This window comes from Marinimicrobium alkaliphilum (assembly GCF_003259155.1).
Lineage (GTDB): Bacteria > Pseudomonadota > Gammaproteobacteria > Pseudomonadales > Cellvibrionaceae > Marinimicrobium_A > Marinimicrobium_A alkaliphilum.
In genome coordinates this window covers 595,328-614,315 of record NZ_QGMQ01000001.1, presented here as the reverse complement: position 1 = coordinate 614,315, position 18,988 = coordinate 595,328, and the positions used below count along the sequence as shown (strand labels likewise).

At 58.9% G+C, this 18,988-nt stretch carries 12 protein-coding genes and 1 tRNA gene; 2 read left to right on the top strand and 11 right to left on the bottom strand.

What is annotated here, in order from left to right; translation table 11 throughout:
- Positions 1-133: 133 nt before the first annotated feature.
- From DKW72_RS02745 to DKW72_RS02695, 11 genes are all read right to left on the bottom strand, one after another.
- Positions 134-3,673, bottom strand: a complete 3,540-nt coding sequence (locus DKW72_RS02745; RefSeq protein ID WP_111640761.1) for a hypothetical protein — start codon at positions 3,671-3,673, stop codon at positions 134-136.
- A gap of 113 nt (positions 3,674-3,786) precedes the next feature.
- Entirely contained in the window at positions 3,787-7,338 is a 3,552-nt protein-coding gene (locus DKW72_RS02740) for a hypothetical protein (protein WP_111640760.1), read from the bottom strand.
- A 352-nt stretch (positions 7,339-7,690) separates the two neighbouring features.
- A complete protein-coding gene (locus DKW72_RS02735; protein ID WP_111640759.1) occupies positions 7,691-8,857 on the bottom strand; it encodes a nucleotide sugar dehydrogenase in 1,167 nt (388 codons plus the stop codon).
- A 368-nt stretch (positions 8,858-9,225) separates the two neighbouring features.
- Positions 9,226-10,248: a UDP-glucose 4-epimerase GalE gene (gene galE / locus DKW72_RS02730; RefSeq protein WP_111640758.1), complete on the bottom strand. Its 1,023-nt coding sequence runs from the start codon at positions 10,246-10,248 to the stop codon at positions 9,226-9,228.
- 433 nt (positions 10,249-10,681) lie between these two features.
- On the bottom strand, positions 10,682-11,509 hold the full coding sequence (gene cysQ, locus DKW72_RS02725) for a 3'(2'),5'-bisphosphate nucleotidase CysQ (protein ID WP_111640757.1): 828 nt from the start codon (positions 11,507-11,509) through the stop codon (positions 10,682-10,684).
- Positions 11,506-12,000, bottom strand: a complete 495-nt coding sequence (gene rfaH, locus DKW72_RS02720) for a transcription/translation regulatory transformer protein RfaH (RefSeq protein WP_198411192.1) — start codon at positions 11,998-12,000, stop codon at positions 11,506-11,508. The genes cysQ and rfaH overlap by 4 nt, the downstream gene beginning before the upstream one ends.
- Positions 11,997-12,341, bottom strand: a complete 345-nt coding sequence (locus tag DKW72_RS02715) for a MarR family EPS-associated transcriptional regulator (protein ID WP_111640755.1) — start codon at positions 12,339-12,341, stop codon at positions 11,997-11,999. Before DKW72_RS02715 ends, rfaH begins: the two co-directional genes overlap by 4 nt.
- 76 nt (positions 12,342-12,417) lie before the next feature.
- On the bottom strand, positions 12,418-14,346 hold the full coding sequence (locus DKW72_RS02710) for a polysaccharide biosynthesis protein (protein ID WP_111640754.1): 1,929 nt from the start codon (positions 14,344-14,346) through the stop codon (positions 12,418-12,420).
- A 237-nt stretch (positions 14,347-14,583) separates the two neighbouring features.
- Positions 14,584-14,660, bottom strand: a tRNA-Val gene (locus DKW72_RS02705).
- Between the two features lie 310 nt (positions 14,661-14,970).
- Positions 14,971-15,897: a stomatin-like protein gene (locus DKW72_RS02700; protein ID WP_111640753.1), complete on the bottom strand. Its 927-nt coding sequence runs from the start codon at positions 15,895-15,897 to the stop codon at positions 14,971-14,973.
- Between the two features lie 34 nt (positions 15,898-15,931).
- Positions 15,932-16,393, bottom strand: coding sequence for an NfeD family protein (locus DKW72_RS02695; RefSeq protein ID WP_111640752.1), 462 nt, complete (start codon positions 16,391-16,393; stop codon positions 15,932-15,934).
- Positions 16,394-16,756: 363 nt separating this feature from the next.
- Between DKW72_RS02695 and DKW72_RS02690 the strand changes: the two genes are divergently transcribed.
- Both DKW72_RS02690 and DKW72_RS02685 read left to right on the top strand, forming a co-directional pair.
- Positions 16,757-17,818 (top strand): sugar phosphate isomerase/epimerase family protein, encoded by a 1,062-nt coding sequence (locus DKW72_RS02690; protein ID WP_111640751.1) that lies wholly within the window; start codon positions 16,757-16,759, stop codon positions 17,816-17,818.
- Positions 17,818-18,978, top strand: a complete 1,161-nt coding sequence (locus DKW72_RS02685; RefSeq protein WP_111640750.1) for a Gfo/Idh/MocA family protein — start codon at positions 17,818-17,820, stop codon at positions 18,976-18,978. Before DKW72_RS02690 ends, DKW72_RS02685 begins: the two co-directional genes overlap by 1 nt.
- Positions 18,979-18,988: the final 10 nt, after the last annotated feature.

Here is an 18,988-nt window from a genome sequence, read left to right as displayed (position 1 = left end):
TTTACAGACTGAGGGGCGGGGATGCTACCGGCATTTGCGGGTTGGCGGGTGCGGTGGTTTATTTGGCTTGGGTGCCTCAGGTGTCGGATTACGCCCTGCGGGCTAATCCGACCTACTGGGAGCATCGTTTTGTCTACTCGGGGCCTTGGACGTGGTATACGGCGCGATCGAACACCAGGAATTTGTCGCAGGTGTAGAGGTCGTCGCCCAGGCAGATGAGGCCGTCGCGCTGAAGCTGGCCCGGGAATACCTGGGATTCGCTGACGATTTTGCCTCGCTGTGAGTCGTATTCCGCAATGCGGATGTGGCCTGCGGGGACGCCTCGGCTGTGGGTGAAAATCAGGCGGTTGGAGCGATGGTCTGGCATGTTGAGCACTTTTTCGATTTCGTGCCCAATTGTAAACCGGTCAATGACGCCGAAATTCGCATTCATGACGATGATTTCCCCCGGGTAGCGTGAGCCCCAGACAATGACTTCCGGCACGCCATCGCCGGTGATGTCTTGCTGGGCGAGCTGTGCGTTATTGACGGAATTATTCAAGGGCAATTCAATGCTCGTGATGCCCTGCCCGCCCTGATGCTGGTATACCTCCAGGACCTGCTCATGATTAGGGGACGAAGGCCTTCTTGGCACCAGGAGTCTCGGCGGTACACTACCGCCGGCATCAACCAGCGTGATATCCCGCGGCCGGTAGGGTAGCTGATTTACCGGGCGCTCTCCCAGGACGCTGCGGGATAGGTCTGCAATGTCAATTTGCACAAAGCGGTCGTACGTTAAGCCAAACAGCTCTTCTCGCCCGTCGCCGCTGAGGTCGACGGCATAAAAGTGGTTGATATCGTCGCGGAGGCGATCGATCACGATCTCGCCGGTTTCAAAGTCGACTATTTTATGGCGCGTTAGGCTCTCGTACACCAACCGGGGCCGGGTTCCACCCTCGTGCGCGAGCAGCGCTGGCCGACCATCCCAGGACGCCCGCCCCCGAAAGCTCGGGTGGTTTTCCAGTGCGACGCGCTCGGCGTTTTTACCCAGTGTGATCCGGTTGGCACTGGCGCTTCGGGTTTCATTGGTGACTGCGTTAAAACCAATCACCTCCAATTCGCCGCTGTCGGGATCGGCGTGGAAGGGGATGAGCTGCTCGTGGCGTCCAAACGCCTGGGTGAGCACACCTCTGTTTCCTTCGCTGTCGAGCGTGAAGAGCCCTCCGTCGATGCTACTGCCCGCGTGGACCGCAAGTTTACCCTCACCAAAGGGCACGACTGTGCGCGGATTACTCTGGCCGCGGGAGGCGATCTGTTCCCGGCGCAGCCATTGGTAGCTGTCGCCTTGCTTTTCAAGAATGTGGAGCCATTGAGACGTGCCACGCTCGACAATGACGAGGCCTCGCTCGCTGCCATCACCCCGATCAAACGTCAATATTTCGGTATTGTCGGTGCTGAACGCGGGCGCACCCAGGATGGGGAGCGTGTCGCGAACACTGCCAATCCGGTGATCAAAAATCTCAAGGGTGCGCTCGGCATCAGCCTCCTGCGGTAGCTGGGGGCGAACGAGATCGGTAATGCCGTTGCCGGTAAGGTCGAGGGCGTAAACACCATAGGGAAACTCAACGGCGCGGCCCGGCAGATTCACCAGCCGCCCCTGCATTTGGTGCTGTTGGCCGTCGGCACGTTGATAGACGGATTCGTAGCCATCACCACTGAAATCGGCAACATGGTAGATGCGCGAATCGCTGGACGGGGTGTGCCAGACATAGCGGCTAACCTCATAGGTCCGCGACGGGATGTCGTAGCGCAGCGCCGATCGGGTCGGCATGCCCTCGCGCTGATGGTAACCCAGCAGGATGGCAGGCTCGACACCGCCAATCACCTTGGCTTGATTGGCGCGGGTTTTCACGAGCTCATCGGGGAAGGTGGTGTCGTGTTTTACCCGGAAGTCGTCCAGGGCAATGACGATATAGCGGTCCGGATACACCAGGACAAGGTCCGACTGGCCGTCGCCATCATAGTCCATGATCCGCCGCGTGAGCAGTTCGCCGGTCGAGAAGCCTCTCGCCTCGATGTAGGTGTAGTCGACACGCCCTTCTTTGGCTTCTATGACGGCATAGGTCTGGCCATAATCGATGACGTTCTGCAGATGACCGTCGCCATTGTAGTCGACCCAGGGCTGCTTAATGGCAGCGCTGAGGGGGCTCTCATCATAGACGTGCACGCTGGCGGCATCGGAACTGATGTCGATGGCGACGCTTTGAACAACGGAGCGCTCGTTACTGACCTCCACATCTAGGTGCAGGGTGCCCAGACCGCCGGGAATGAGCCGCGACGTGGTGCCACGGATGCGGCCGGTGTCGTCGATCTCTAACCCCTCGGGCGCATTGATGAGATTGTAGGTGAAAGGCCCATCGAGTTCGGTGTTGTCGACGACGACTTGCCATGACTCCGGCTCGTCCAGGTCGGCGGGCCGGTGACTGATGCCGGCCACGTCGGGTAGCTCTCCGATCGTTTGCACGCTGAATGTTTGATAGTACTGCTGGACGCCGTTGTCAGCCACCAGCCGCAGCTCGTGGGTGCCTCTGCAGTCCGCCGTGAAAGTTCTCTCGTTGACGCTGACAACCATCAAGTCCACGTTGCAGCCCGATGGGCCCGACAGGTATTCCCAGTCGTAGGTCAGAAAGCCCCGTGGCGCCGTGCCCGCGTAGTCGGCTGAGAAGCTCACGGTTTCTGAGCGCTTGAAGACATCGGGCGCCTTCAGAACAGCCACGGGTGTCCGGTCAGTGGTATAGGGCCATGCAAACAATTCCAGAATGGCGAGTTCGGCTCTATTCCGGACCCCTTGGGTGCCCGTTTGCACCAGCTCAAGAAAACTGCTTCCCGCTCTCGAGCGGCGCACAGCGGTGAGCTCGGTGGTGCGCGCTCCGAGCAGGCGGACGCCGCCTGGAGCTGCGCCTTCAAACAGCTCTACGGAACCCCAATCGCTGTGAAAAAAGGTGCCGGTATACTCTTGATCCAGGACGTTGATGACCATGTCATCGGTGTAAACGGAATAGCCCAAGGTGACATTTTCGTAGACGAAGTCGGTAAATCGCATGAGGCCGTAGCCACCCTGAAGCTCGCCATGGATCAGGATTTCTATATCGCCGTCCCGGAGGGTGATGTTACGGAGTCTGAATTCCGACCGGACAATTTCAGTGCCGGCGGTATTGAAGCGTAAATCGATGGTCTGCTGGCCGTGAATGCGTCCACCACTGGCGAGTTCACAATTGTGGTAGCTGCCGATAATAACAACACGCTGCTCCTCTTCGTGGAGCGAGTGTCGGTAATCGCCAGAAAGACACAGCGGCTCCTCATCTGGACTGGGGGGCGCCTGGTATAGCAGCAGATCGGGGTACGGCACGTTATAGAGTGTCAGAACGGAATCGGCCGCCGTCTCGAGCAGTATGTAAAACGCGTTCAGCAAGTCGAGCGAGTTGCCCTGGGTGATGATTGCCCGGTTTTGCAGCCCGGTGTATTGCGGCGCGGGGGAGATGGGCACGAAATCGCGCACGACGTCGAGGTCGTCAACGGCGATTCGGTCATCTGCCGGGTCATCGGTGATGTAATCTTCCGGGGGCCCTCCGCTTCTGCTGCCGCAGGCGGCGAGGAGGGTCAGGGCAAGCACGATCGTTATGGGTTTGGCCACGGCGGAGGTTCCTTGTGCTAAGACGTTCGGTTTTTTGTTGGTTATTTTGGTGTTCCGTTGTTTTTTTGGGTTCGGTGCCTCTGGTGTCGGATTACGGCTGCGCCTAATCCGACCTACTCGAAGCCCTGGACGTGGTATACGGCGCGGTCGAACACCAGGAATTTGTCGCAGGTGTAGAGGTCGTCGCCCATGCAGATGAGGCCGTCGCGCTGGAGCTTGCCCGGGAATATCTGGGATTCGCTGACGATTTTGCCGGCGACGGGATCGTATTCGGCGATGCGGATGGAGGCTGCGGACACACTCCAGCGGTGGGTGAAGATCAGGCGGTTGGAGCGGTGGTTGGGCATGTTGAGTACCTGGTCGACGTTAGACCCGAGTGCAAAGCGGTCAATGACGTCAAAATTTGCATTCAATACTATGACATCCCCGCCGCTTGAGCGACTCCACACAATGACCTCTGCTACGCCATCGCCGGTGATATCCTGCCGGGAATAGCTCACAGGACGAGTAAGCCCCGTGAGCACCAGCTCTGTGGCTCTGAGGCCCTGACCACCCTGGTCCTGGTAACGCTCCACGTGTAGCCTTGCCTCACCAATTGCTCCCTCTCGCGGCACCAGGAGGCTTGGCGCTGCACTTCCGACATCATCGAGCAGCAGTGCATCCTCGCGCTGGTACGCGGACTCGGGCCACACGCGCTCGCCCAATGGGGTGAACGACAGATCCGTGGTGTCGATTTGCACAAACCGCTGGCGCGCCAAACCGAACAGCGACTCTTGCCCATCGCCATTGAGGTCACCGGTATAAAAGTGGCTGATGTCGTCGCGACTGCGTTCAGCCACGACCTCGCCTGTTTCAAAGTCGACCAGCGTGATGTGGGTAAGACCTTCATACATCAGTCGCGGTCTGTTGCCCCCCTCGTGGGCGAGCAACGCCGGTCGCCCGGCCCACGGCCGGCCCTGAAAGGGTAAGTGGCTTTCCAGTGCGACGCGCTGGGCGTTCTCCCCCAGGGTGATCCGGTTGGTAATAACGTTTTGCGTTTCACTCGCGGTCGCGTTGAAGCCAATCAGCTCCAGCTCGCCACTGTCGGTATCGACATAAAAGGGCATGAGTTGATCGTGGTGCTCAAATTCCAGCGCCATCGCCTCCCGGTTACCTTCGCTGTCAATCGTGATAAGCCCGCCGTTGTTCCAGCCGGTGGTGTGGAGTGCAAGCTTGCCTTCACCAAAGGGCATCACGGTGGCCGGGTTGCCGTTATCGCTGGTGACGATGTCCTCTTGGCGCAGCCATTGGTAGCCGTCACCCTGCCTTTCCAGGAAGTGGAGCGCACGGTGCTCGACGATGACGAGGTATGGCTGACCGGAATCGCCCCGATCGAGTGTCATCACGCCCGACGACGAGAGGCTGAGCGCGGGAGCACCCACAATGGGGAGCGTATCGCGGACATCGCCGGTGAGCGGATCGAATACTTCCAGGGTGCGTTCGGCGTCGGCGCTGCGGGGCAGCTGGGGGCGAACGAGATCGGGAATGCCGTCACCCGCCAGGTCCAAAACATAGACGTTACCCGGAAACTCTACGGCCTCCCCCGCCGCTTGTATGAATTCACTCTTGTTCAGGGCCGAACGGTTTCCAGCGTGGTGAAAGATGGACTCGTTACCATCGCCGGTAAAATCCGCGACATAATAGATACGCGAGAATGTCGTCGCGCCGTACCAGACATAGGGAGCGGCCGTATAGCTGCCCGACGGGATATCGTAGCGCATAGCCGAGTATCCGCTGCCGCCTCTGCGGTAGTAGCCCAGAAGGATTGCCGGCGTATTCCCACCGATCACCAGAGCCTGTATGGCACCGGTCTCGACCAGCACATCGGGAAAGGCGATGTTGTGCTTTACACGAAAGTCGTCCAGAGCAATGACAAGGTACCGGTCCGGGTAGACCAGCACGATATCCTGCTGGCCGTCGCCGTCGTAGTCCACTACTCGTCGCGTGAGCCGATTGCCTTTGGAGAAACCTCTGGCCTCGATATAGCGATAAGCGACCTCGCCATCCTTCGCCTGAAGCACGGCAAACGTCTGGCCATAGTCAATAACGCTCTGAAGGTGGCCGTCATTGTGGTAATCAACCCAGACCTCCTCCTCGGGGGAGTTGAACTGACCCTGGTCATAGGCGTTAACAGTGCTCGCGTTTGAGATGGCGTCGGCAGTTACGCTCTGAACCATGGCGCGTTCGTTGCTGATTTCAACATCAAAATGAAAGGTGTTAAGCCCGGAGCGGATCAGCCCCTGGGGGGTGCCGCTGATTTGGCCGGTGTCGTCAATCTGGAGCCCCGGGGGCTCGTTGACTAGCCGGTAGGTGAATGGCCCGTCGCGATCGGCGTTGTCGACGATAAGTTGCATTGACAGGGCCTCGTCCGTGTCGGTGGGCTGCTGACTAATATCGGTGACCTGAGCCAGAGAGCCGACCGTTTGCACACTGAACGGATGGATGTACTGCTCGACGCCGTTGTCGGCGACCAGTTGCAGTTCGTGGGTGCCCCGGCAGTCTGCCTCGAAAGCCTGCTCGTTGAAGCCGCCGGCAGTCAGTTCCACGGCACACCCTGAGGGCCCCGACAGGTGCTCCCAGTGATAGCTTATAAATCCGCGCGACGACGTGCCCGCGTAGTCGGCTTTAAAGTTGACGGTTTGGTAGTGCTCGATAACGTCCGGCAGTTCGACCGCGGCGACGGGCTCCCGGTCACTGGCATTGGGCCAGGCGAACAATTCCAGGATGGGGAGCTCGGATTTTTTCTCGATGCCCTGGGCGGTCGTCAGTGTCAGCTCAAGCACACTGCCCTGCATTGTTGGGCGGCGCCTGGCAGAGAGCTCGCTGCTGTTCATCCCGAACAGGTGGACACCGCCAATGGAGACGCTTTCCTGCACCCGCACTTGGCCCCAGTCGCTGTGGTAGAAATAGCCGGAATAGTGTTGGTTATCGACGTCGATGGTCAGGTCATCAGCGTATGCGGTAAAGTCTTGGGTGACGTTTTTGTAGGTGAAATCGGTAAACTTTACTACACCAAAGTCTTCATGAAGTTGACCATGTATCACAGCTTCTAAGCCGTCGTCGCGTAGCATCAGATGGCGGAAGGTGAAATCCGCCCCAACAATCGCTGTGCCCCCGAGACTGAAACGGAAATCGATGATTTTCTGACCGTGAAGAATTTCGCCACTGGCGAGCTCGCAGTCGTCGTAGCTGCCGATAATGATGCGGCGCTGATCTTCTTCGTAGACGGTGTGTTGGTAGCGGCCGCTGACGCAGTCCGGACCATCGTCATCAGAGAGGGATGGCACTTCGTAGCGCAAGAGGTCGGGGTAGAACCGCTCACCGACGGCCAGCGCGGATTCAACCCCCGACTCGAGGAGCGTGTAAAACGCATCCAGCAGGTCCAGCGAGTTACCCTGGGTAATGGTCGCCGCGGTCTGCGGCCCGATGTATTGCGGCGCGGGGGCGATAGGCTGGAAGTCGCGGACGACGTCAAGGTCGTCAATCGTGATTGGCTCCACCGATTCATCGGGATCGGGATCAAGACCGGGATCGGGGTCAGGATCGGGTTGTGCGGGACCTGTGCCTCCGCTTCCGCAGGCGGCGAGGAGGGTCAGGGCGAGCACGATCGTTATGGGTTTGGCCACGGCGGAGGTTCCTTGTGCTAAGACGTTCGGTTTTTTGTTGGTTATTTTGGTGTTCCGTTGTTTTTTTGGGTTCGGTGCCTCAGGTGTCGGATTACGGCTGCGCCTAATCCGACCTACTCGAACATTGGTGCTTTGTGCCGGTTGGGTGCCACATTGTCGGATTACGCTGCGCTAATCCGACCTACGCGATGCAGCGTGCCATTGTTCATGTAGGTCGGATTAGCCCAAAGGGCGTAATCCGACAATCCGGCACCCACCCCAATCAATGCGCCATTGTTCAAGTAGGTCGGATTAGCGCAAAGCGCGTAATCCGACAATGAGGCACCCCACCCAATCCAGAGCGCCCACCCTATCAATCGCTACCAAACAAATCCCGGGTGTAAACCTTGTCTTGCACATCTTTCAGGTCATCGCTCAAACGGTTCGCAAGAATCACGTCGCATTCCTGCTTGAATGGTTCCAGATCCTTGAAGACTTTGGAGTTGTAAAAGGTGTCTTCTTCCAGCACCGGCTCGTACACGACGACGTTGATGCCTTTGGCTTTGATGCGCTTCATCACGCCCTGCATGGCGCTGGCGCGGAAGTTGTCGGAGCCGGTTTTCATGATCAGGCGGTAGATGCCGACGGTTTTGGGCTGGCGTTTGATCACACTGTTGGCGATAAAGTCCTTCCGCGTGGAGTTGGCGTCGACGACAGCCTGAATGAGGTTGTTGGGCACGTCGTCGTAGTTGGCCAGCAGCTGGCGGGTGTCTTTGGGCAGGCAGTAGCCGCCGTAGCCGAAGCTGGGGTTGTTGTAGTGCTTGCCGATGCGCGGGTCGAGCCCTACCCCTTCGATGATCTGTTTGGTGTTTAGACCCCGCGTTTCAGCGTAGGTATCCAGCTCGTTAAAGTAGGCGACGCGCATGGCCAGAAAGGTGTTGCTGAACAGCTTGATGGCTTCGGCTTCGGTGCTGTCGGTGAACAGGATGTCGATGTCTTTTTTGACGGCGCCCTGCTTGAGCAGTTCGGCAAATTTTTTCGCGCGCGGGCTCTGCTCGCCCACGATGATGCGGCTCGGGTAAAGGTTGTCGTGCAGGGCTTTGCCTTCGCGTAAGAATTCCGGCGAGAAGATGATGTTGTCCGAGCCCATGAGCGCGCGCACTTCGCGGGTGTAGCCCACAGGGATGGTGGATTTGATGACCATGGTTGCGTGGGGGTTGACGGCCATCACGTCTTTGATGACGGCTTCCACGCTGCTGGTGTTGAAGTAGTTGGTTTCCGGGTCGTAGTCGGTCGGGGTGGCAATGATGACGAACTCGGCGTCTTGGTAGGCTTCCTGCTTGTCGAGGGTGGCCTTGAAGTTGAGCTCCTTGTTTTGCAGAAAATCTTCGATCTCGACGTCAACGATGGGGGATTGTTTGTTGTTGAGGCGGTTGACCTTCTCTTCGATGATGTCGACGGCCACGACCTGGTTGTGTTGCGCCAGGAGCATGGCGTTGGAGAGGCCGACGTATCCAGTGCCGGCAACGGCGATTTTCATAGGGTTGTCCTTAATGTGATGGCATATCATTTCGGGCCTGGGTGCGGCGTGCCTCTGATTTTACAGGCTACCGGCCAGACACGCTACCGCCCTGCCCTGGTAGGATGGCATTGTAGAGTTGTTGTGGCATTTGGTGCCAACACGCATTGTACGGCAATGTGAACGAGGCCTCAATTTTGGGTTGGGTGCCTCAGGTGTCGGATTACGCCCTTCGGGCTAATCCGACCTACTCCACCAATGGCACCCTGCATCCAGTAGGTCGGATTAGGCGTAGCCGTAATCCGACAAAAACACCACCAATACACCTAATGGCACCCTGTTCTGGTTGGGTGCCTCGGGTGTCGGATTACGCCTTTGGCTAATCCGACCTACTCGTAACCATTCGGGTTTTGGGATTGCCAGCGCCAGGCGTCGGTCATCATTTGGGCGAGGTCGTGTTGGGCGTGCCAGTTGAGGTCGCGTTTGGCTTTTTCGGCGTTGGCGTAGCAGCTGGCGATATCACCGGGGCGGCGGGCGACGATTTTGTAGGGCACGGGTTTGCCGCTCGCGGCTTCGAAGGCGTTGACCATTTGCAGCACCGAGTAGCCGGTGCCGGTGCCGAGGTTATAGGCGCGGCAACCGGCGTCGGTTTTGGGCAGCGCTTGCAGGGCCGCGAGGTGGCCGCGGGCGAGATCGACGACGTGGATGTAGTCGCGCACGCCGGTGCCGTCGACGGTGTCGTAGTCATCACCAAAAACGCTGAGTGCTTCGAGCTTACCGATGGCCACTTGGGAGACGTAGGGCAGCAGGTTGTTGGGGATACCGCTGGGGTCTTCGCCGATCAGGCCGCTCTCGTGGGCACCCACCGGGTTGAAGTAGCGCAGCAGGCTGATGTTCCAGCGGTCGTTCGGTACGGCAGCGCAGTCTTGCATGATTTCTTCGATCATGAGTTTGCTGCGACCGTAGGCGTTGGTGGCACTGGTGGCAAAGCTTTCGTCGATGGGGACGCTCACCGGGTCACCGTAGACGGTAGCGGAGCTGCTGAAGATCAGCTGCCAGACGCTGTGGGCCTGCATCGCTTCCATGAGGGTGATGGTGCCGCTGACGTTTTCCCGGTAGTAGGTGAGCGGGATTTGTGTGGATTCGCCCACGGCCTTGAGGCCAGCGAAATGCATAACGGCGGTGATGGTGTGTTCGGTGAAGATGCGGTCGAGGGCGGCGCGGTCGGCGATGTCGGCCTGGTAGAAGGCGGGGCGCTGGCCAGCGATGCGCTCGATACGGTTGAGCACTTCGAGTTTGCTGTTGCAGAGATTGTCGATGATGACGGGCTGATAGCCGGCGTTGATCAGTTCGACGCAGACGTGGCTGCCGATGTAGCCGGCGCCGCCGGTGACGAGGATGCTTTGGGGCATGGTTGCGTCCTTTCGTGAAAGCAGTTTGAATGAGATGCAGTATTGTAGCTTTTTTTTGGGTTGGGTGCCTCAGGTGTCGGATTACGCTTCGCTAATCCGACCTACGCAGACATCGGCACGCTGTTTCCAGTAGGTCGGATTAGCCCGCAGGGCGTAATCCGACAAGAACACCACCATGCCCGCCATTGGCGCGCTGATTCGGGCTCGGTGCCGGATTGTCGGATTACGCTGCGCTAATCCGACCTACGCAGACATCGGCACGCTGTTTCCAGTAGGTCGGATTAGCCCGCAGGGCGTAATCCGACAATGTGGCACCCCGCATCAACAAAACCGATCAATCGCACGGTGTTCGAGTAGGTCGGATTAGCCCGCAGGGCGTAATCCGACAATGTGGCTCCGAGCCCGCCAACGGCACCCGAGCCGGATCGGCGCCTTACGCGCGGTGGGGGGACAACAACTCGGCGTAATCATCAGGGCTGGCGGTGCCGCCCAGGGCGAGGAATGCGGGGTTGAGCAATGAGGGTTTTTGATTGTAAGTCAACGGTTCGCCGGTGTGGGCGTTGATGATCTCGCCGCCGGCGCTGCGCAGGATGGCGTGGCCGGCGGCGGTGTCCCACTCGCTGGTGGGGCCGAGGCGCGGGTAGACGTGGGCTTTGCCTTCGGCGATGTGGCAGATTTTGAGCGAGCTGCCCATGTTGGTGATGTCCGGCTCGTTGAACTGCTCGACAAATTCCTTGAACGCCGTGCTGTGATGCGCCCGACTGCCCATGACGTGCCACCCTTCCCGGCCACCGGGTAAGCCCTCCACGGAGAGGGTGTCATTCTCGCCTTGCGCGTGCACTCGATAGGCCCCCTGCTCTGCCGGCCCGCCGGCGAAGGTCAACCCGAGCGCCGGCGCGTGCACCACGCCCCAGATGGCTTCCGCCCCGTCGATCAGGGCAATGTTGACGGTAAATTCGTCGTTGCGTTTGATAAATTCCTTGGTGCCGTCGAGCGGGTCGATCAGCCAGTAGCGCTGCCACTGCCGACGCTCATCCCAGGGCACGTGGGCACTCTCTTCTGACAGTTGCGGGATACCCGGCGTCAAAGCGCGCAGACCCGCTTCGATACAGTGGTGAGCGGCCATATCGGCCTCGGTCACGGGCGAGTCGTCGGCTTTTTGGGTGATGTTGAAGCCGTCGCGGTAGACGGTCATGATGGCCTGCCCGGCTTCTTCGGCCAGACGGATTATTTGAGCGTAAGGGAGAGTTGAGTCAATCATCGCATTTTACTGATGGCATGCACCGGCAGTGTGATCGGCTGGGTGCGGTTTAACAGGTTAAGCAGCAACACCACACGCTCGTCACCGCGCGCAGTTTGTACGATGGCTTCAAGGTCCTTGAAGCAGCCTTCGGTGATCATTACGCGCTCGCCGCTGGTAAAGATCGGTTCGGGCGCGCTGCCATCGAGTTGGGCGCACTGCCGTTTTAAGCCTTCGATGATTTCATCAGAGACGATCTGCGGCTGGCCATTAAAGCTGACCACGCGCGCGACACCCCGGGTGGAGCGAATCACTCGCCAGTTGCTGAATTCATCGAGGTTGATAAACAGATAGTAAGGGAACAGCGGCTCCACCACCCGGCAAAATTTACCGCTGCGCTTGCGCATCATCGGGTGCATGGGCAGGAAACAGTCGAAGTTCTGATTTTGCAGGTGCTCCTGGGCACGCTCGGCTTCGCGCGGCTTGCATTGCACCAGATACCAGGCGCTCAAGGCTCTACCTCCTCGGCGGCGCAGGTGTGCACCTCGCGCCGCAGCTGTTCAATTTCCTGTTGTAAGGCGGCATGCTCGGCCAGTTTCACTTTGAGAAACCGGGCGGTAACGCGCGCTTTGTCCTCGATGCCCTTGGGCGTCAGCAGATAGGCGTAGGCTTGCTTGTTGGCGCTGTTTTTGAAGTTGCTGGCCTTGATGATGCCCTTTTGTGCCAGGGCTTTAAGGCAGTAGTTGACCTTGCCGACGCTGATTCCCATTTTCCGGGCCAGCTCGCGTTGGCTTAAGCGAGGGTCTTCGTCCAGAAGTTTAAGGACTTTGTAGCGGCATTCGTCCGTAAGCATGGTAGCCCGCACATGTGTTCATTGATTGAACACAATCATACGGGCTTTGTACTGGGGGTTCAAGGCAGGCGCTGGCTCAGCTGATCAGGCGCAACTTGCTGTTGGTGTTGGACTGGCGCTGGAGCCAAACGGCGTCGCCCAGTTCCTCGTGGGTGTTGTACCCGGTGGGGGCGTTCATCAGCAGTTCGCGCACCTGGTCGCATTTGTAGGTATGGCAGGCTTTGTCCAGCTCGTCGAGCAGGGCCTTGGTGGACTCCCAGCTCATGCTCTGCTCTTCCGCGCGCATGATGCGCAGGTGGTCGGTGCCGGTGACATTGTCTCCAATGAGCAGCTCTTCGTAGAGTTTTTCACCCGGGCGCAGGCCCGTGTACTCGATAGCGATATCGCCGTTGGTGTGAACGTCGTCTTTCACTTCCAGGCCCGAGAGGTGGATCATGCGCCGGGCCAGGTCGACGATTTTGACTGGCTCGCCCATATCCAGTACGAACACGTCCCCGCCCTGACTCATGGCGCCGGCCTGAATGACCAGCTCGGCCGCCTCGGGAATGGTCATAAAGTAGCGGATGATTTCCGGGTGCGTAACCGTGACCGGGCCGCCGTTTTTGATTTGCTGACGAAACAGCGGCACCACCGACCCGGACGAGCCCAACACATTGCCAAAACGTACCATACTGAAGCGCGTGGCGCGCTGGCGCTGGGCAAGGCCCTGAAGCACCAGCTCGGCCATACGCTTGGAGGCGCCCATGACGTTGGTGGGGCGCACGGCCTTGTCGGTAGAGATCAGCACAAAGGATTCGACCTCGGCGCGAATGGCGGCCTCGGCGCAATACCAGGTACCGTAGACGTTGTTGCGCACGCCTTCGACCACGTTATGCTCGACCAGCGGCACGTGTTTATAGGCGGCGGCGTGGTAGACCGTCTGCACGCCAAAGGTGCGCATGATGGTTTCCAGGCGATTTTCTTTTTGTACCGAGCCAATCAGAGGCACCAGCTTGATCTCGACATCGGGCATGGCAGCGATTTCGTCGCGCAGCTCCTGGTCGAGTTCGTACAGGCGGGATTCGTTCAACTCGAACAAAATCAGGCACTTGGGCTCCTGACGCAGGATCTGACGGCAGAGCTCAGAGCCGATTGAGCCCCCGGCTCCGGTCACCATCACCACCTTGCCGGTAATACAGGCGTTCAGAAGGGTCGGGTTGGCCCGCACCGGGTCGCGCCCGAGCAGGTCTTCGATGTCGACGTCGCGGATGTGTTCGATACGCGCCTTGCCACTGACGATGTCCGGAATGGCGGGCACGGTCATCACTTCCACTTGCAGCGGCTCCAGGCGCTTGATCACCCGCGCCCGCGCCGAGTTGGGACTGCCACCCAGGGCCAGCAGCACCCGGTTGCTGTTGTGGGCGCGCAGCAGCGGCTCAATCATGTAGGGCGGGTGGACCTTGATGTTGGCGAGGACGGTACCGTGCAGGGTCGGGTTGTCATCCACAAACGCGACCACTTTAAAGGGGGAGTTCTGCAGCGCCTGGGTGAGCTGGTGGGCGGTGTACCCTGCCCCGTAGACCACCACGGGCTGCTTGTTGCCCCCGGTGCGCCGGTTGAGCATCAGAATGATGTTGCGCACCAGCAGACGCGGCCCGCCCATAATGATCAGCGCCAGGGCAACATAGATAAAGGGCACTGAGCGGGGAATAAAGGCGTAGGTCAGAAAGGCGGCGAAGGCGAGCACCAGGCCCGAGACGCAAATGCAGCCCACAATGGTGAGCATGGCGCGGGTGCCCATGTAGCGCAGGATCGCCCGGTACATACCCATGCGAATAAACAGCAGCAGGGTCACCGTGAGGGTGATCAGTAAGGTGGTGGCTTCTTTGGTGGTAAAGGGAATGGCGACGGTGCCCAGCCGCAGGGTCATGGCAGCGTAGAACGCTAGAGCAATAGCGGCCGTGTCGTAAACGATCGAGATAACGCGCTTGGTGGTTCTCGACGACTCGAAGAGGGCTTCCAGCATTACCGGGTGTCTCCTTGGGGTCAGCAACAGGCGATGATTCCGTCCGCCCTGGCTGATGTACCGTTCAATGTGCGCCAGTATAAAGCAAGGTTGTGCTCATTGTGCACCGATTTAACAAGCTTTTGATGGGTTTTAACAAACTTATGACAAATTGATACAAGAAATATGCCATCAAGCACTGAACGATCTTTAGGTGAGCAGGTTTTGGGGTTTTCTGGGATAACAGGCATCGGGGAATGGTAGGACCAGGCGGATTCGAACCGCCGACCTCTACCATGTCAAGGTAGCGCTCTAACCAACTGAGCTATGGTCCTGTCCCGATGTGGCGCGCACTTTACCAAGGTCTTTGGGATTGCTCAAGTGTTTTTTGTGGTTGGATGTTCAGAAAAGAATTGGGTGCCTCAGGTGTCGGATTACGGCTTCGCCTAATCCGACCTACTCGAACATTGGCACGCTGGGCCGGGTTGGGTGCCGCTTTGTCGGATTACGGCTTCCCTAATCCGACCTACTCTTACATTGGCACGTTGTATCCAGTAGGTCGGATTAGCCCGCAGGGCGTAATCCGACGATGAGGCACTGCACATGGGTGCGGCTTTGTCGGATTACGGCTTCGCCTAATCCGACCTACTTGGACATCTTGGCGACGTCGAAGGTTTTGGTCAACGCCGCTACGGCGCCGCCGATGTTGGACAACTCGGCGGGCAGAATCATGGTGTTGGTCTCTTTCGCCAGCTTGCCGAACTCGCGCACGTACTGCTCGGCGACGCGCAGGGACACGGCTTCCTGACCACCCTCGTTGTTAATGGCTTCGGCAACGCGACGGATACCGTCGGCGGTGGCTTCGGCGATCAGCTGGATCTCGCGGGCTTTACCTTCCGCTTCGTTGATCTGGCGCTGCTTCTCGGCTTCGGACAGGTTGATGGTTTCCTGCTTCTGGCCTTCTGACACGTTGATTTTGGACTGACGCTCACCCTCAGACTGAGCAACCACGGCGCGACGCTCACGCTCGGCGCGCATCTGCTTCTCGAGCGCGTCCAGGATGGTGGCGGGCAGCTCGATGTCGGCGATCTCGTAACGCAGCACTTTCACGCCCCAGGGCTTGGCCGCTTCGTCCAGCGCCAGCACGACCTGTTCGTTTATGGTCTCGCGCTCTTCAAAGGTCTTGTCCAGGTCGATCTTACCCACCACCGAACGCAGGGTGGTCTGGGCCAGCTGCATACCGGCGTAGCGGTAGTCGTTGATGCCGTAGCTGGCCGCTTTGGGGTCAACCACTTGCAGATAGATGATGCCGTTGACCACCACCTGAATGTTGTCTTTGGTGACACAGGCCTGACGTGGCACGTCGATGGCTTCTTCTTTCAGGGTGTGGCGGTAGGTGATTTTGTCCACGAACGGGATCAGGATGTGAAAGCCCGCTTCCAGGGTCTTGGCGTACTTACCCAACCGCTCCACCACAAAGGCCGAGCGCTGGGGCACGATCTGGATGGTCTTGACGAGGGTGAGGACGACCAGAAAAAGAAAGACAAAAGCAATAATTGTTGCAATTTCCATGCATTAGCTCCAAAAGTTCAGTTTATTAAGGGTGTTACTGTGGTTCGTTGTTTTGAGGCGCCTGGCCGCTGACGGTGAGCTGGATGCCCTTGTTGCGCAGTACCCAGGCCGCATCGCCGGCCTTGAGCGGCTCGTCGGACTCGGCGTCCCACTTGGCGCCGTGCAGTTGGACGGTGCCCGTCCCCTGAACAAAGTCCGACAGCACCTTGACCCGGGTGCCCACAAAGCCGGTGTCGTCCAGGTTCTTACTGGAACGGCCAAATACTCCGCCATGCATCCAGCGCTTGCACTGGCGGCGCAGGCCGAAGAGCGCGGCAAGGCTCAGCAGGGAAAACACCACCAGCTGCGACGCCAGGGAGTCCAGTACACCGACGGCCACCAGGAGGCCCACGATCAGCGCGCCGATGCCGAAGAAGATGGCGATCAGCCCCGGGGCAAACAGCTCGGAGATCAACAGCACCAAGCCAATCAGTATCCACAATGCATAATCCGGCATAAATCATCCTTCCGTTGATAAGCGAGGCGGTAGTATAACGCGGGAGTGTCACTTTGGGGGCGGGCTTGTGCGCCAACGGTTCTTAACACTTTTTGAGGGGGGCATGGGGTTTACTTGAACCGCCGGTCGGCTTAGTGTTGACACTGTTTTGCCCGGTGATCTCGGGGGTAGAATAAATAATATTTATCTTTATAATCAGAACCGGATCAGGAGACCTGCAGTAGGCAGCCAAAAATAAGCACCACCATAAAGAAGTTCTGCATCACTAATAAGTTGGGAATACCGGAAAGCTGGCTTTTTACCCACACGAAAAGACAGCGCTGACTTCCCGGATTCCCCTGACCGATTAATTGGGAGCGACTAATGAAGACAATCAAAGGGCCCGCACTCTTTCTAGCGCAGTTCTGCGGTGACGAAGCACCGTTCAATACCCTGGAAAACATTGCCAAATGGGCTGGGGATCTGGGTTACAAAGGGGTTCAGATTCCGTCCTGGGACAAGCGTATCTTCGATCTGGAGCGCGCCGCCAACGACCTGGACTACTGCAAACAGGTACAAGACACTCTGGCCAAAAACGGCCTGCAAATCACCGAATTGAGTACCCACCTGCAGGGCCAGCTGGTCGCCGTGCACCCGGTGTACGACGAGATGTTCGACGCCTTTGCCCCGCCCGAGGTACACAACAACCCGGACGCGCGCCAAAAATGGGCGGTCGAGCAGATGATGTTTGCCGCCAAGGCCAGTAAAAACCTGGGCCTGACCGCTCACGCCACCTTCTCTGGCGCCCTGGCATGGCCCTTTGTCTATCCTTGGCCCCAGCGCCCGGCGGGCCTGGTAGAAGAAGCCTTTAAAGAGCTGGCCAACCGCTGGAAGCCGATTCTGGACGCCTTCGACAAGGCCGGCGTGGACGTCTGCTACGAGATCCACCCGGGTGAAGACCTGCACGACGGCGCCACCTTTGAGCGTTTCCTGGCCGCAGTGGACAACCACCCGCGCTGCCACATCCTCTACGATCCCAGCCACCTGATTCTGCAACAGCTGGATTACATTGCCTTCCTGGAGAAGTACAAGGATCGCATCAAGTTGTTCCACGTCAAAGATGCCGAGTTCAACGCCACCGCCGAGCAGGGCGTTTACGGCGGCTACGAGGGCTGGGTCGAGCGCGCCGGTCGCTTCCGCTCCCTGGGCGATGGCCAGATCGACTTTAAACGCATTTTCTCCATCCTGACCGCCAACGATTTTGACGGCTGGGCCGTGATCGAGTGGGAATGCTGCCTGAAACACCCGGAAGCCGGTGCCGAGGAAGGTGTGAAGTTTGTTAACGAGCACATCATCCGCGTGACCGAGAAAGCCTTTGACGACTTTGCCGGTGGTCAGACGGATGCCCAGCGCAATCGCCGTATTCTCGGCTTGGGAGGCAAGTAATGGCAGACGCACGCGTACGACTGGGGATGGTCGGCGGCGGCCAGGGCGCCTTTATTGGCGGCGTCCACCGCATTGCCGCGCGTATTGATGACCGCTACGAGCTGGTGGCCGGTGCCCTCTCCTCCAAGCCTGAGGTCGCCAAAGCCTCGGCTGAGGAGCTGCACATTGCCCTCGACCGCTCCTATGATTCTTACGAGGCCATGTTCAAAGCCGAGGCGGCGCGCGAAGACGGCATTGAGGCGGTCGCCATTGTGACCCCCAACCATATGCACTTCCCGGTAGCCAAGGCCGCGCTTGAGGCGGGCATCAATGTGATCTGCGATAAGCCGGTCACCCGCACGCTCGAGGAAGCGGAAGAACTGGCACAGATTTGTGCGAAAAGTGATGCCTTCTTTGCCCTGACCCACAACTACAGCGCCTACCCGCTGGTGCGCTATGCGCGCGAGCTGGTGGAGCAAGGCAAGCTGGGCAATGTGCGCCTGGTGCAGGTTGAATACCCGCAGGAATGGTTGACTCAGGCGTCCGAGCCGGGCAACAAGCAAGCCGACTGGCGCACCGACCCCAAGCGTTCCGGTAAAGCCGGTTGCCTGGGCGATATCGGCACCCACGCCTTCCAGTTGGCGACTTTTATCTCGCAGCTGGAGCTGGATGCGGTGAGCGCGGATCTGACCGCGTTTGTCGAGGGCCGCGCAGTGGACGATAACGTCCACGCGATGCTGCGCTTTAAAGGCGGTGCCAAGGGCATGCTCTGGTCAAGCCAGGTGGCCCCGGGTTGTGAGAACGGCCTGCGCATTCGGATCTTTGGCGATAAGGCCGGGCTCGAATGGGCGCAAGAGAAACCCAACGAGCTGTGGCTGACGCCGCTGGCCGGACACCATCAGCGCATCACCCGCCGGGACGACAATATCGACAGTGATATTGCCGCCCGCGGCATCCGTATTCCCTTTGGTCATCCCGAGGGTTATCTGGAAGCGTTTGCGAACCTGTATACTGACGTCGCTGACGTGCTGGTGGCCAAGCGCAAAGGTGAAAAACACCCGATTGAGGCCTGGATTCCCGGCATCAACACCGGGGTGATGGGTATGCGCTTTATCGACGCCGTGCTGCGTTCGTCAGACGACGACGGACGCTGGACAACCATGAAAAACAACAAACAATAACCCAGAGGAT